The following is a 12,895-nucleotide window of genomic DNA, read 5'->3' on the forward strand; positions in this document are numbered from 1 at the left end:
CGCCGGCCTGTCACGTCGGAGGTCGCGAGTTCGAGTCTCGTACATCCCGCCATTTTAGAAGCACACCATTCGGGGTGTTAGCTCAGTTGGTTAGAGCGCCGGCCTGTCACGTCGGAGGTCGCGAGTTCGAGTCTCGTACATCCCGCCATTTGAACTGAAAGGCCAGTAGCGATACTGGCCTTTTTGCTAAGGATCAGCATGGATGCCTACGGCTTGAGAGAAGAAGTGACCGCGTTCATCGTCGAGCAGGCGAGGGAATGCGGGATTGCGAAAGTCATCCTCTTCGGCTCTCGCGCATCTGGCCGTTTTTCTAAGAAGAGCGATATCGATCTCGCTATCTACGGCTCATCTTTCGACCGTTATATCGAGCTTCTCGAAGAGAGCTGCCCGACTTTGCTGACCTTCGATTTCATCGACCTGTCCCAAGAGGTGAGCGAGGGGCTGCGGGAGCGCATCGCGCAGGAGGGAGTCGTTCTTTATGAAGCATGCGAACTATAAGGCGAACCTGAGCGTGCTGCGGCAAGCCCCCGAGCAGGATCTGCAAAACGAGTTCGTCCTCAGCGGCATCATCGATAAGTTCGCGATGCAATTCGAGCTCTCCTGGAAGCTGCTGCGCAAGACTCTCGAGTACGAGGGCAGATTGGATGCGGCCACGGGGTCTCCGAGAGGGATCATCAAGGCGGCCTACGATGCGTACGACTTTATCGACGAGGGCATCTGGCTGCGCATGCTTGACGATCGCAACGCGGCTGAGCATGTTTACGACGCGATGCTCGCGCGCCGCCTCGTGGACGATATCATCGACACCTACATTGCCGCCTTCGACGACCTGCTTGCCAACCTCGAGCGCCTCTACCCGGTCGAGCTGCTCGAGACCTTCTAGCTGAGCGGCGGGTTCCTGTTAGTGGGAGGCCTAATAAGTTAGAGCCTCGGCCTGTCACGTCGGAGTTACCTGCTTGAGCATCGTGGGTCTCGCTATCAAAACACGAGTTTGAGAGTCGTTTTCCCTGATCCTTATCCACGGATTTCGTAAATAGAAAAAGGGGCTGTTCGGGTGCTGACTCAATGAGGCTTAAATGGCCCAACGACTAAATCGCCGTGAGTTACGAATCGCGTCTGTCAGAGTTCCGAGGTGTCTTACTGAAAATATCCATTGTGCCGGTATGTATTGCCATGAGCAATAGGATACTATTATGAATCGATAATGGCAGGTCTAGGAGGCTCATATTATGGATGAAGAGAAGAAAGATGCCGCACAGAGTTTCGAGCTAGTGCTGTCTTCAGCGGCACGGTTACCGGGAGTCAGGATAGATAGGGAGAAATATCTCGTTGGAGCTTTAGGCAAGAAGTTCTCTCTAGAGGTTGTTGCAACCGCCGTTGAATCATCTCCGGCTGCCGCTGGCATAAAGCCCGAAGAACTCAGCCATATCGCCGATGCCTCTATCCGGTATGAGTCTACAAAAGTAACTGCGATTTCAGCAGTTGCTGGGATACCCGGCGGCTTCGCGATGGCGGGCGCGGTTCCTGCTGATTTAGCGCAGTACTTTGCTCACGTGTTGCGAATAACTCAAAAACTGGCCTTTCTGTATGGATGGGATCATATCTTTGAGGGAACGGAAGAAGAGATTGATGATGAGACGAAGAATCTTCTCATCTTGTTTATCGGGGTAATGTTCGGGGCCAATGGTGCCACGGATGCTGTCACTAAGATCTCAAATCAAGTTGCGGCTGCTGTGGCTAGGAAGCTTCCGCAAAAGGCATTGACCAAAGGTGCCATATATCCAATTGTCAAAAAAGTTGCAGGGTATATCGGCGTCAAGATGACAAAGGACATTTTCGCGAAAGGCGTCTCCAAGGTCATCCCCTTTATTGGCGGTGTCATTTCGGGCGGCATTACTTTGGCGACATACGCTCCGATGTGCCTAAAGTTGAAGGACTACCTTGCCGGCTTGGAAGTCGCCAACCCAGACACATATGTCGTGAAAACGATAGCCGTTGAAGACGTAGAAGAATATGAGGCATAGAGGAAGAACGCAGTGCCGATAATGAAGATCAATCGCCTAATTAAATCGAAACCAATGATAATGCGTCTCGGAGTATCTTGTTGACGGTTTAATGAGAGGCTAAGGCGAGTTGGGGTTAGAGCGCCGGCCTGTCGCGTCGGAGGTCGCGAGTTCGAGTTTCGTACATCCTGCCATTTTGAACCGAAGTCGCCGTTCCTTCTGGGGCGGCGATTTTTTGTTTGCTAGAATGCGCTTCGAGATATGATGACCCCGAAGGTGAGGGGAAGCGATGGTTTGCGACAACGTGCTCCAGGCGGTGGGAGGGACGCCGCTCGTGCGTCTGCGGCGCATGACGGGGCCTGAGGATGCCCAGGTGCTCGTGAAGTTCGAGGGCGTGAACGTGGGCGGTTCGGTGAAGACGCGCACGGCGCTCAAGATGATCGAGGAGGCCGAGACCCGCGGCGAGCTCGCGCCCGATTCCATTATCGTGGAGCCGACGAGCGGCAACCAGGGCGTGGGCCTCGCACTCGTGGCGGCCGTGAAGGGCTATGCGGCCCGCATCATCATGCCGGACTCGTGCTCCGAGGAGCGCCGGCGCATCATGGAGCACTACGGGGCCGAGGTGGTGCTCGTGCACGATGAGGGCGATATCGGCGCCTGCATTCAGGAGTGCATCGCGCTGGCCGCCTCTATGGCCGCCGAGGATGCGCGTGTGTTCGTGCCCCAGCAGTTCGAGAACCGCGACAACCTGGCGGCCCACATTCAGGGCACTGCCGCCGAGATTCTCGCCGATGTCCAGGCTGCGGGCATCACGGTGGCCGGCTTCTGCTCAGGCTTCGGCACGGGCGGCACCATCACCGGCATTGGCGGCGAGCTGCGGCGGGTGTTCCCCGACGTGCAGATCTGGGCCGCCGAGCCCGAGCATGCCGCGCTGCTCTCGGGCGGAGCCATCGGCACTCACGTGCAGATGGGCATTGGCGACGGTATCCTGCCCGCCATCATGGACACGTCGATCATCGATGAGGTCGTCGTGGTGACCGACGAGGAGGCGCTAGCATGCGCCCGGCGCCTTGCCCGTGAGGAGGGCCTGTTCTGCGGCATCTCCTCGGGTACCAATGTGGCCGCGGCTCTGCGCCTGGCGGCCAAACTCGGCCCGGGCAAGACGGTGGTGACGCTGGCACCCGATACCGGCGAGCGCTACTTCTCCACGCCGCTGCTCGCAGGGTAGCTCATTATCTACCGTTCACTGCATTGGGAGGCCCGGGCGCATAAATGCCCGGGCCTTTTGACGAGAGAGGAGATCAGGCGCGGGCCAGCAGCTCCAGGATGAGCTGGCAGCGGGTGCCGATGGGGGTGGTGTTGGCATCCAGGAAGGCGCGGATCTGGCGGCGGGGGAGCACGAAGGGCTCGATGAGCTCGGCAGCTTCGGGGGCCGCTGCGCCACCCGGCTCTACCTGGGCGAATACGACGTGCACGTTCTCCTCGGCGAGGCCGGTGGACGAGAATCCCGACTGGGGCAGCGGGCGCACCGGTGCGTCCACGTCGTCGCGCAGGCGGTAGCCCGTCTCCTCGTAAAGTTCGCGGGCCACGGCCTCCTCCAGCGACTCGCCGGCATCCACGAGGCCGGCGGGAAGCGAGATGCACCAGCTGTTCAGCGGATAACGGAACTCGCGTTCCAAAAGCACCGAGCCGTCGGGTAGAATCGGCACGATGCACACGGCATCGGGCGTGGGAGGCTCGCCGGCGCCGAGCGCGTCGAGCGCCGCGCGGTAGGCGTCGGGTCCCTTGCGCGAGACGCCCTCGTAGGCGTAGGGGCGGCCGTCGGGCATCGTGTAGTGCAGGTGGTACTTGTTGATCCAGCCCGTGGAGACGGTCTCGATGGAGGCGAGGCGGGGAGTGGGGGCGGCGTCGAAGGAGGGAAGGGCCTCGCGGGGCTCGGTCGCGTCTTCGGACGTGACGCTGGCCGTTGTCGCGGTCTGCCGGGCGGGGGAGGCAGCCGCTGCGGCGCCTTCGACATCTGAGAGACTCGCCGTTCCCGTTGCCGCCAGCTCGTCAGCGGTCAGAATCTGCACCCCGACGTATGCCATATCCGCCAGGTTCGCCTGCTGCACCTCCGGCGTGCGCGACGAGGTGGCGTCGGCGAGCACGGCCACGTTGTAGCCGAGGGCCATGCCGTCGTAGGCCGTCGAGCGCACGCAGTTCGGCGTCGTGGTGCCCGCGAGCACGATGGTGCCGATGCTGCGCGCCTGCAGCTGCTCGTGCAGATCGGTGCCGAAGAAGGCCGACCAGCTCGGCTTCACGATAACGGGCTCGTCCTCGCGCGGCGCCAGATCGAGCGGGCAGGCGAGGCTCTCGGGCCACGCCGACGAGAGGGGCCGGCCGCCTTCCGCCCACGTCCCGTGGCGCACCGCTTCCACGTCGCTTCCGTCGACGGCGTATTCCCGGCGCACGTGGTAGACGGCAAGCCCCTGGTCTCGCGCCGCGGCAAGCGCGCGCTCGCAGGCGGGGATCGTGGCGGCGGCGCCGGCGATGCACAGGGGCGAGGCGGCATCGATGAAGCCCCTCTGCATGTCGATGAGGATCAGCGCGGTGCGGGCAGCGTCGGTCATGGAAACTCCTTCTTTCAACGGCGTCAACGCGTAGAGGAGGTGCGGGGCGCCCTGACCGAGCGAGTTCCGCAGCCGGAACATACGCGGCATGTTCCGGGCGAGGACTGTCTGAGCGAATCAGGGCGTCCCGCACCTCCGATCGGCGACGAGTACGGGAGTGTTATACTGCCACCAATATTCTCACCGCGCAACTGAGAGAAAGGGAATCCCCATGATCGTCCTCGGCATCCTCATCGTGCTGCTCGTGCTGCTGGCGCCGCAGATCTTTTTCATCGTGCCGCAGCAGAACGTCTACATCATCGAGCGGCTCGGCAAGTTCAACCGCACCGTGGGCGCGGGCCTGAACATCAAGATCCCGTTCTTCGAGACCGTGGCCGCCAAAGTGGACATGCGCACGCGCCAGGAGCAGTTCACCATCGACGCGAAGACCCGCGACAACGTGACGGTGACCATGGCTATCGCCGCCCAGTACCGCGTGAGCGCCCAGCCGGCCGCCCAGGGGCAGCCCTCGGGCGTGTGGCGCAGCTACTACATGCTGGCCAACCCCACGGCCCAGATGCGCTCCTACCTCATCGACGCCCTGCGCTCCAGCGTGCCCCAGTACACGCTGGACGAGGTGTTCGACAAGAAGGACGCCATCGCCTCCGACGTGAACCAGACGGTGTCGGGCCTCATGGTGGCCTACGGCTACGATGTGGTGAGCACGCTCATCACGGCCATCGACCTGCCCGCCGACGTGGAGCAGTCCATGAACCGCATCAACTCCGCCCAGCGCGAAAAGGAAGCGGCCCAGTCGCTCGCCGAGGCCGAGCGCATCAAGGTGGTCACCGAGGCCCGCGCTCGCGCCGAGGCCATGGAGCAGGCCGGCCGCGGCATCGCCGCCCAGCGCAAGGCCATCGCCGACGGCATCTCCGAGTCGCTCGCGGTCATCAAGAGCTCGGGCGTGTCGGCCGCCGAGGCCAACCAGCTGTTCATCTTCACCCAGTGGACCGACATGATGAGCGAGTTCGCCCGCAACGGCCGCCAGTCCACCGTGGTGCTGCCGAGCGACTTCTCCCAGACGGCGAGCATGTTCGAGCAGATGCTCGTGGCCCAGGAGACCGAAGGCGAGGACGAGTTCGTCATCGTGGAGGAGGAGCCGCGCGCCTAGGACGCGGGGCCGCTTTCCTCCGACGCGGGCTGCCGCGGCGGCCGGTCCGTGCCGTTCGCGTGAATTTTCACCGGGAGGAAGGAAAATTCCCCTTGCACGGGACGGGGTGTGGCGATATACTGTCAAATCGCGTCTTTACCAAGATGATTCATAAGACCGAATGTGAGTATAGAGTAGGAAAAGGCAATGGATATCATTCGCGCTATCGAGCAGCAGCAGATCAAGCAGGACCTCCCCGAGTTCAACGTGGGCGACAACGTTAAGGTCCACTACCGCATCAAGGAGGGCAACCGCGAGCGTATCCAGGTGTTCCAGGGCGACGTGATCCGCCGCCAGGGCGCCTCGGTCCGCGAGACCTTCACCGTGCGCAAGATCAGCTTCGCCGTGGGCGTGGAGCGTACCTTCCCGGTGCATTCTCCCAAGATCGAGAAGATCGAGGTCACCCGCAAGGGCGACGTGCGCCGCGCCAAGCTGTACTACCTGCGCAACAAGGTGGGCAAGGCCGCCAAGATCAAGGAGAAGGCGTTCCGCTAGGCCTTACTTCGGTGTATCGCAAAGGGCTCCTTCGGGGGCCCTTTTTCGTGGATGAGCCCCGACAGTGTGCTTGAAAGCGCAGCGGGGAAGAGGAGCAGGGAGAGGAGCCGGCGTGATCGATCTGACGGTCCCCGAGATTCGGCGCAAGCTGCAGGCGGCCTCGGCCGAGGAGTTCGCGGTGCTCGAGCGCTCGCTTGTGGCCGACACCCGCAAGGGCGTGCGCCAGGCGGTGGAAGTGGCCCGGCGCCGTCTGGAGGCCGAGGCCGCCGAGGCGGAGCGTCTGGCGGGAATGTACGCCTTCGAGCGCGAGCTGGCCGCCGAGCGGGGCGGCAGCGTGGTGCTCGGGCTCGACGAGGTGGGCCGCGGGCCTTTGGCCGGGCCTTTGGCCGTGGGCGGCGTGGTGCTCGATCCGGACGACGTCATCGCGGGACTGAACGACTCCAAGCAGGTGGCACCCGACGAGCGGGAGGCCGTGGCCGCGGCGGTGCGCGAGCGGGCGCGGGTGTGGACGGTGCAGTACGTGGAGCCTGTGGACATCGATCGGATGGGCATGACGGCGGCTCTGCGCGAGGCGTTCGGGCGGGCCATCGCCGCCGTGGAGAAGGAGGGCGTGGCCGTGGACGTGGTCCTTTTGGACGGCAATCCGCTCCATGTGGACGAGCGCGAGGTGAACGTGGTGAAGGGGGATGCCAAGTGCGCCTCCATCGCGGCGGCATCGCTCGTGGCCAAGGTGGCGCGTGATGCGCTCATGGAAAAGTACGACGCGCAGTACCCCGGCTACGGCTTCGCATCGAACAAGGGCTACGGGTCGGAGGGCCATATGGAGGCCATTCGCGCCCAAGGGCTCACGCCCATCCACCGGCGCAGCTTCTGCACGGCGTTTGCCCAGGAGTCGCTGTTCTGAGCGATGGCCGCATTCCGGGTCTCGAGGGGCGCCCCGGCGTTTTCGCGCCGGAGCGCCCCCTCGGCTTTTACGGGGCGAAGGCGGCCGCGGTGCCCTTTCCCGGGCCTTCGGCGCGACGCCGGCGGGAGGCGAGCGGGCCGCCGGCGGGACGCGACGGCGGTTCCCGGCGGGAGTAGGATGCGACTTTCCCGCGTCATAAGTGCGGTTTTGGGAGAGTAGGGTTGTGCTGCCGAGAAAGGAGCACAACCCTATGGTGACGACAACAGCTGAGGCGCGCGAGCGCCAAGCGCCCCGCGCCGCCGCGCCCGGCGAGCTGGCGGGGCGGAAGGCGGCTGAGAGGGGCCGCAGGAAACGGCCGCCCCAGGCGCAGGGGGATAAGGAGGCGGAAGAGGGGACAACATCTGCTCGGCAGCGGGAAGGCGCCGATGGGAGGGCAGGGGCCTCGAAGACGTCCGGGGAGCGCCGCGGGAAGCGCAACCAGGCCCTGGGGGCGCGCGGCGAGGAGGCCGCCGCACGTTTCCTCGAGAGCCGGGGCTACCATATCCTCGAGCGCAACTGGACCTGCTTCGCGGGCGAGGCGGACATCATCGCCGCCGACGAGGCGACGCTCGTGTTCGTCGAGGTGAAGACGCGTCGCGGCGATATCTGCGGACTGCCCTCCGAGGCGGTGGGGAAGGCCAAGCGCGAGAAGTACGAGAAGATAGCCCTGGCCTACGTGACCGACCACTTCTTCGGCGAGGCCGTGGTGCGCTTCGACGTGGTCTCCATCACGGTGATCCCCGGCGACCGCGCCTTCGTGCGCCACCATGTCGGCGCCTACTCGGCGGGCTGAGCCATGGCCTTCGGACAATGCGCGGTGACAAGCGCGACGGTGCGCGGCGTGGAGGTGATCCCCGTGACGGTGGAGGTGGTGGTCTCGGCGGGGCTGCCGGGAGTCGCCATCGTCGGCATGCCCGACGCCGCCATCCAGGAAGCGCGCGAGCGCGTGCGGGCGGCCATCCGGGCGGCCGGCTTCAAGATGCCCGGCGAGAAGATCGTCGTGAACCTGGCTCCGAGCCACCTGCGCAAAACCGGCTCGGGGTTCGACTTGCCCATTGCGCTGGGGATCCTGGCGGCGACCCAGCAGATCGACCCGGCCTGGGTGAAGGGTGCGCTTTACGTGGGCGAGCTCTCCCTCGACGGCGCGGTGCGGCCTGTGGCGGGCGCCCTGGCCTGCGGGATCTGCGCCCGCTCGATGGGCCTCGACTTCGTCTGCGCCCGGGAAAGCGATCCAGTGCCGCTGGAGGGGGTGCGCATCTTCGGCATCGACCGACTCGACGTGGCGGCGCTCGAAGGGGGACCTGCGGCCTGCCTGAGTCCCCATCGGCGGCAGCAGCGGTCGGGCGGGGCCGTTGCGGCTCCCGATTACCGGGAGGTATCGGGGCACGAGGGCGCGAAGCGGGCCTTCCAGATCGCTGCGGCCGGGGGCCACGGACTGCTCATGATGGGGCCGCCGGGCGCGGGGAAGACCATGCTGGCTTCGCGCATGCCCTCCGTGCTGCCCCCGCTCGCCGCCGACGAGATGCTCGAGGCGGCCGTGGTGCACTCGGTGGCGGGGGAGCCCATCGCCGGCGTCATCTCCGGGGTGCGACCCTTCCGCAGCCCCCACCACAGCGCGTCGCTCGCGGGGCTCGTGGGTGGGGGCAGCCCTATCCGCCCCGGGGAGATCTCGCTGGCCCACCGCGGCGTCCTCTTCCTCGACGAGCTCGCCGAGTTCAAGGCCTCGGTTCTCCAGGGAATTCGGCAGCCCTTGGAGACGGGCTCGGTGACCATCACGCGGGCCGACGGCAACGTGGTGTTCCCGGCCCGGTTCATGCTCGTGGCGGCCACCAATCCGTGCCCCTGCGGCTACTTCGGGGACGATCGGCACGAGTGCACCTGCACTGTGCCGCAGATCCGGACCTACCAGAACCGCATCGGAGGGCCGCTGATGGATCGCATCGACCTGCACCTGGACGTGCGGCGCACGCCGCCGTCCGAGGTGCTGGCCCCGCGCAACGGCGCGAGCTCCGACGAGCTGCGCGAGGGGGTGATGCGGGGCCGCGCCTTCGCGCAGCGCCGCAGGGCCGCAGGAGGCGGCGCTCCCGATCGGGTCGGCGATCAGGCCATGACCGACGAGGCGCGATCGTTTCTCGTCTCGGTGGCCGAGCTGCACTCTATGAGCGGGAGGGCCATCGTGCGCACGCTGGCGGTGGCCCGCACGATCGCCGATATGGAGGAAGCGGACTCGGTGGGGTGCGAGCACCTCGCCGAGGCGGTGAGTTACCGCGTCCGCGACGGAATAGGAGGATGCTGAGATGCCCGTGCTGACCAAGCGGCTCGACGGAGATCGTTTCGAGCTGAGAATGTCCGACGATGCCTTCCCCGGGCTGCTGCGGGCCATCCCGAAGCCCCCGGCCTGCCTGTACGGGGTGGGGAACCCGGCTGCGTTGAGGGAGGGGCTTGCCGTCGTGGGTGCCCGACGCGCCACGCCCTACGGCCGCTCGGCCGCCCGCCACTTCGCCTCCCTCGCCGCCGATCGGGGAATTCCCATCGTATCGGGCGGTGCCCGGGGCTGCGATGCGGTCGCCCACGAGGCGGCGCTCGCGGCGGGAGCTCCCACGGTGGCGTTTCTGGGAGGGGGATGCGACCAGCTGTACCCGGCCGAGAACGCCGGACTGTTCCAGCGCATCGTCGAAGGGGGCGGGGCGGTGGTCTCCGAGCAGCCGTGGGAGGCTCCCCCGAAGCCCTACACCTTCCGCGAACGCAACCGGCTCATCGCGGGTCTGGCCCGGGCGACCCTCATCGTGGAAGCCGGGCTGCCCTCGGGCACCTTCTCCACCGCCGACGAGGCCCTGGCCGCGGGCCGGGAGGTGTGGGTCGTGCCCGGCGCCATCACCTCCGAGAACTCCCGGGGCGCCAACCGGCTCCTGTACCAGGGCGCCGTGCCCATCATCGACGACGACTCCTTCGCCGATGCGCTCTTCTCCGCCTACGGCTGCCTGAGGGAGGCGCCCGTCCCCGTCGCCCCCGCGCGCCGCGGGCGTCGCGCTCGCGGCGGGGAGGCCGCCCTGCTCGCGGCCCTCCAGGCCGAGCCTTTGGGCATGGAGGCGCTGCGCGATTTGGCCCGCGAGCACGGGCCGGGATCGGACTCGCTCACGTGGCTCATGGTGTGGCTCACCACCGCCCAGCGTGACGGGCTCATCGCCCAGTATCCCGACGGGCGCTACGGCCCGCGCCTGCGCGCCGGGATGGGGGTGCGGCCATGAGTCGTGCCGTTTCCGTGCCCGGGGGCGGCGCTGCCGGATTGACGGGGGTCGCGGTGCCGTTATTTGGTATCCTTCTGGGCTATGACATACCATGTGACCATAGCAGGCGGCGGTCTGGCCGGCAGCGAGGCGGCGCTCGATCTGGCGAGCCGCGGCATCGCGGTGCGCCTGTGGGAGATGCGCCCGCAGAAGCAGACGCCGGTCCACCATACCGGCGGATTGGCCGAGCTCGTCTGCTCCAACTCTCTCAAGAGCACGAAGCCCGACAGCGCCGCGGGGCTCCTCAAGGAGGAGCTCGCGGCGCTGGGGTCGCCTCTTCTGGCGGCGGCCCGGCGGCACTCCGTGCCGGCGGGGGGCGCCCTGGCGGTGGATCGGGCCCTCTTCAGCCGGGATGTGACCGATCAGGTGGAGGCTCATCCCCTCATCGAGGTGGTGCGCGGCGAGGCGACCGATATAGCGACGCTCACGCGCGACGCCGATGCGGTCGTCCTGGCGAGCGGCCCTCTCACCTCCGATGCGCTCTCGTCGTCGCTTATGGGCCTCACGGGCAGCGACGCCCTGGCCTTCTACGACGCGGCGGCCCCCGTGGTGATGGCGGACTCCATCGACATGGAGCGCGTGTTCCGGCAGAGCCGCTACGAAGATGCCGGCGCGGCCGGAGACTACCTCAACGCCCCCTTCTCGCGGGAGGAGTACGAGCGCTTCGTGGACGAGTTGCTCGCGGCCGAGCGCGTGATCGCCAAGGATTTCGAGAGCCGGGAGCTGTTCCAGGCCTGCCAGCCCATCGAGGAGATCGCCCGTGCCGGCCGCGACGCCCCCCGCTTCGGCGCCCTGAAGCCGGTGGGGCTCACCGACCCGCGTACCGGGCGCCGCCCCTGGGCGGCCCTCCAGCTGCGCGCTGAGGATGCATGCGGTCAGAGCTGCAACCTGGTGGGCTTCCAGACGAACCTCACCTTCCCCGAGCAGCGCCGTGTGTTCCGGCTCATCCCAGGCCTGGAGAACGCCGAGTTCGCCCGCTACGGCGTGATGCACCGCAACACGTTCATCGACGCCCCGCGTCTGCTCGACGCCCGCGGTCGCCTGGTCGGCGGGAGGGCCGCCGAGTTGGATGTCCCCGTGTACGTGGCCGGCCAGCTCGCCGGCACCGAGGGGTACTGCGAGGCCATTCGGTCGGGCATGCACGCGGCCCTGGCCGTGACGGCCGAGCTGCGCGGAGCGGAGCTGCCCGCGCTGCCCGCCGACACGGTGTGGGGGGCGCTGGTGGCCTACGCCTCCGACCCGGCGACAACCGGCTACCAGCCCATGCACGTGAACTTCGGGCTCATGAGGCCGCTCGACGTCCCTGTTCGCAACAAGCGCGACCGCTACGCCGCCTACGCGGCCAGGGCCAACGCGGCGCTGGCCTCCTACCGGGACGCGCTCGACGCAGCCGGCCTCATGGCGTAGCGGCGGTGCGGCGATGGGGGAGCTTCGGGACGAGGATCTGGCCGGCTTCGGCGAGGTGGAGCACTTCTGCGAGTCCCTCGTCGTCGAGCAGGGGGCGTCGGAGCACACCGTGCGCGCTTACCGCGACGACCTGATCGCCTACCTGCGCTGGGCGCGCCGCGGCGGCATCGCGCCCCTGCAGCCGTCCTACCGCCAGCTTCGCCGGTATCTGGCCGAGCTCGATCAGGCTCGCTACGCGCGCACGACCATCAAGCGCCATCTGTCCTCCCTCCGCGCGTTCTTCCGCTGGGCCAATCGGGAGGGCCTCGCCACTGGCGATCCGGCGAGCGTGATCCAGGCCCCCAAGGCTCCCAAGAGGCTCCCGAAGACCATCTCGCGGCAAGATATGGCGGCGCTCCTGGCCGTGTGGGGGGAGCGCGATGCGTCCGGCGCGCCGCGGGAGCAGACGGCCGCCGAGATGAGGGACGCGGCTCTGCTGGAGTTTCTGTTCTCCTGCGGCGCCCGCGTGTCCGAGGCCTCGGGGCTGCTCGTGGAGTGGGTGAACTTCGCAGAGGGGGAGGTGAAGGTGTTCGGTAAGCGGTCGAAGGAGCGTATCGTCCCCCTGTCGTCGAAGGGCGCCCGCGCCATGGAGCGGTATCTGCGCGAGGCGCGCCCGACGCTCCTTTCCGGGCGGGAGAGCGACTACTTCTTCGTGTCGAACCGGGGCGGCCGGATGAGCCCCGACGGAATCAGGAAGATGTTCAAGCGGGCGCTCCGGGCGGCCGGCCTGGACGAGAGCCTGTCGCCCCACGCGGTGCGCCACTCGTTCGCCACCGAGCTGCTCGCGGGTGATGCCGACCTGCGCAGCGTCCAGGAAATGCTCGGCCATGCGAGCCTGTCGACCACGCAGATCTACACCCACGTGAGTCCCGACCGGCTCAAGCAGGTGCACGGGCTCGCGCACCCCCGCGCCTAGGGCGGCC

General features: G+C 66.7%; 13 protein-coding genes and 1 tRNA gene. 13 read left to right on the forward strand and 1 reads right to left on the reverse strand.

Annotated elements, in window-relative coordinates:
- Positions 1 to 71 precede the first annotated feature (71 nt).
- From Q5064_RS01585 to Q5064_RS01605, 5 genes are all read left to right on the forward strand, one after another.
- Positions 72 to 148 (forward strand) — tRNA-Asp (locus Q5064_RS01585).
- Between the two features lie 50 nt (positions 149 to 198).
- Positions 199 to 498, forward strand: a complete 300-nt coding sequence (locus Q5064_RS01590) for a nucleotidyltransferase domain-containing protein (protein ID WP_302961699.1) — start codon at positions 199 to 201, stop codon at positions 496 to 498.
- Positions 479 to 883, forward strand: coding sequence for an HI0074 family nucleotidyltransferase substrate-binding subunit (locus Q5064_RS01595; protein WP_302961700.1), 405 nt, complete (start codon positions 479 to 481; stop codon positions 881 to 883). The genes Q5064_RS01590 and Q5064_RS01595 overlap by 20 nt, the downstream gene beginning before the upstream one ends.
- A 346-nt stretch (positions 884 to 1,229) precedes the next feature.
- On the forward strand, positions 1,230 to 2,024 hold the full coding sequence (locus tag Q5064_RS01600; RefSeq protein WP_302961701.1) for a hypothetical protein: 795 nt from the start codon (positions 1,230 to 1,232) through the stop codon (positions 2,022 to 2,024).
- Between the two features lie 268 nt (positions 2,025 to 2,292).
- Entirely contained in the window at positions 2,293 to 3,231 is a 939-nt protein-coding gene (locus tag Q5064_RS01605; protein WP_302961702.1) for a PLP-dependent cysteine synthase family protein, read from the forward strand.
- Between the two features lie 73 nt (positions 3,232 to 3,304).
- Here Q5064_RS01605 and Q5064_RS01610 read toward each other — a convergent pair whose 3' ends face one another.
- Positions 3,305 to 4,612, reverse strand: a complete 1,308-nt coding sequence (locus Q5064_RS01610; RefSeq protein WP_302961703.1) for an isochorismatase family protein — start codon at positions 4,610 to 4,612, stop codon at positions 3,305 to 3,307.
- Between the two features lie 211 nt (positions 4,613 to 4,823).
- Here Q5064_RS01610 and Q5064_RS01615 point away from each other — a divergent pair, with 211 nt between their 5' ends.
- The 8 genes from Q5064_RS01615 to Q5064_RS01650 all read left to right on the forward strand — a co-directional run bounded on the left by Q5064_RS01615 (position 4,824) and on the right by Q5064_RS01650 (position 12,888).
- Positions 4,824 to 5,762, forward strand: coding sequence for an SPFH domain-containing protein (locus Q5064_RS01615; RefSeq protein ID WP_302961706.1), 939 nt, complete (start codon positions 4,824 to 4,826; stop codon positions 5,760 to 5,762).
- A 186-nt stretch (positions 5,763 to 5,948) separates the two neighbouring features.
- The gene (rplS, locus tag Q5064_RS01620; protein WP_016308631.1) at positions 5,949 to 6,296 is read left to right on the forward strand and encodes a 50S ribosomal protein L19; all 348 of its coding nucleotides are present in this window, start codon (positions 5,949 to 5,951) and stop codon (positions 6,294 to 6,296) included.
- Positions 6,297 to 6,411: 115 nt separating this feature from the next.
- A complete protein-coding gene (locus Q5064_RS01625) occupies positions 6,412 to 7,200 on the forward strand; it encodes a ribonuclease HII (RefSeq protein ID WP_302961880.1) in 789 nt (262 codons plus the stop codon).
- 250 nt (positions 7,201 to 7,450) lie between these two features.
- The gene (locus Q5064_RS01630; protein ID WP_302961710.1) at positions 7,451 to 8,032 is read left to right on the forward strand and encodes a YraN family protein; all 582 of its coding nucleotides are present in this window, start codon (positions 7,451 to 7,453) and stop codon (positions 8,030 to 8,032) included.
- A 3-nt stretch (positions 8,033 to 8,035) separates the two neighbouring features.
- Positions 8,036 to 9,535, forward strand: a complete 1,500-nt coding sequence (locus Q5064_RS01635; RefSeq protein WP_302961712.1) for a YifB family Mg chelatase-like AAA ATPase — start codon at positions 8,036 to 8,038, stop codon at positions 9,533 to 9,535.
- A gap of 1 nt (position 9,536) precedes the next feature.
- Positions 9,537 to 10,487: a DNA-processing protein DprA gene (gene dprA, locus Q5064_RS01640; protein WP_302961714.1), complete on the forward strand. Its 951-nt coding sequence runs from the start codon at positions 9,537 to 9,539 to the stop codon at positions 10,485 to 10,487.
- Positions 10,488 to 10,568: 81 nt separating this feature from the next.
- A complete protein-coding gene (gene trmFO / locus Q5064_RS01645; RefSeq protein ID WP_302961715.1) occupies positions 10,569 to 11,933 on the forward strand; it encodes a methylenetetrahydrofolate--tRNA-(uracil(54)-C(5))-methyltransferase (FADH(2)-oxidizing) TrmFO in 1,365 nt (454 codons plus the stop codon).
- Positions 11,934 to 11,946: 13 nt separating this feature from the next.
- A complete protein-coding gene (locus tag Q5064_RS01650) occupies positions 11,947 to 12,888 on the forward strand; it encodes a tyrosine recombinase (RefSeq protein ID WP_302961716.1) in 942 nt (313 codons plus the stop codon).
- Positions 12,889 to 12,895 lie beyond the last annotated feature (7 nt).

It is taken from the genome of uncultured Adlercreutzia sp. (assembly GCF_958431955.1).
Taxonomy (GTDB): domain Bacteria; phylum Actinomycetota; class Coriobacteriia; order Coriobacteriales; family Eggerthellaceae; genus Adlercreutzia.

Excerpts from the sequence above, each read along its gene's own strand:
- Q5064_RS01590 (WP_302961699.1), top strand. The coding sequence starts at position 199 with ATGGATGCCTACGGCTTGAGAGAAGAAGTGACCGCGTTCATCGTCGAG.
- Q5064_RS01595 (WP_302961700.1), top strand. The coding sequence starts at position 479 with ATGAAGCATGCGAACTATAAGGCGAACCTGAGCGTGCTGCGGCAAGCC.
- Q5064_RS01600 (WP_302961701.1), top strand. The coding sequence starts at position 1,230 with ATGGATGAAGAGAAGAAAGATGCCGCACAGAGTTTCGAGCTAGTGCTG.
- Q5064_RS01605 (WP_302961702.1), top strand. The coding sequence starts at position 2,293 with ATGGTTTGCGACAACGTGCTCCAGGCGGTGGGAGGGACGCCGCTCGTG.
- Q5064_RS01610 (WP_302961703.1), bottom strand. The coding sequence starts at position 4,612 with ATGACCGACGCTGCCCGCACCGCGCTGATCCTCATCGACATGCAGAGG.
- Q5064_RS01615 (WP_302961706.1), top strand. The coding sequence starts at position 4,824 with ATGATCGTCCTCGGCATCCTCATCGTGCTGCTCGTGCTGCTGGCGCCG.
- rplS (WP_016308631.1), top strand. The coding sequence starts at position 5,949 with ATGGATATCATTCGCGCTATCGAGCAGCAGCAGATCAAGCAGGACCTC.
- Q5064_RS01630 (WP_302961710.1), top strand. The coding sequence starts at position 7,451 with ATGGTGACGACAACAGCTGAGGCGCGCGAGCGCCAAGCGCCCCGCGCC.
- Q5064_RS01635 (WP_302961712.1), top strand. The coding sequence starts at position 8,036 with ATGGCCTTCGGACAATGCGCGGTGACAAGCGCGACGGTGCGCGGCGTG.
- dprA (WP_302961714.1), top strand. The coding sequence starts at position 9,537 with ATGCCCGTGCTGACCAAGCGGCTCGACGGAGATCGTTTCGAGCTGAGA.
- trmFO (WP_302961715.1), top strand. The coding sequence starts at position 10,569 with ATGACATACCATGTGACCATAGCAGGCGGCGGTCTGGCCGGCAGCGAG.
- Q5064_RS01650 (WP_302961716.1), top strand. The coding sequence starts at position 11,947 with ATGGGGGAGCTTCGGGACGAGGATCTGGCCGGCTTCGGCGAGGTGGAG.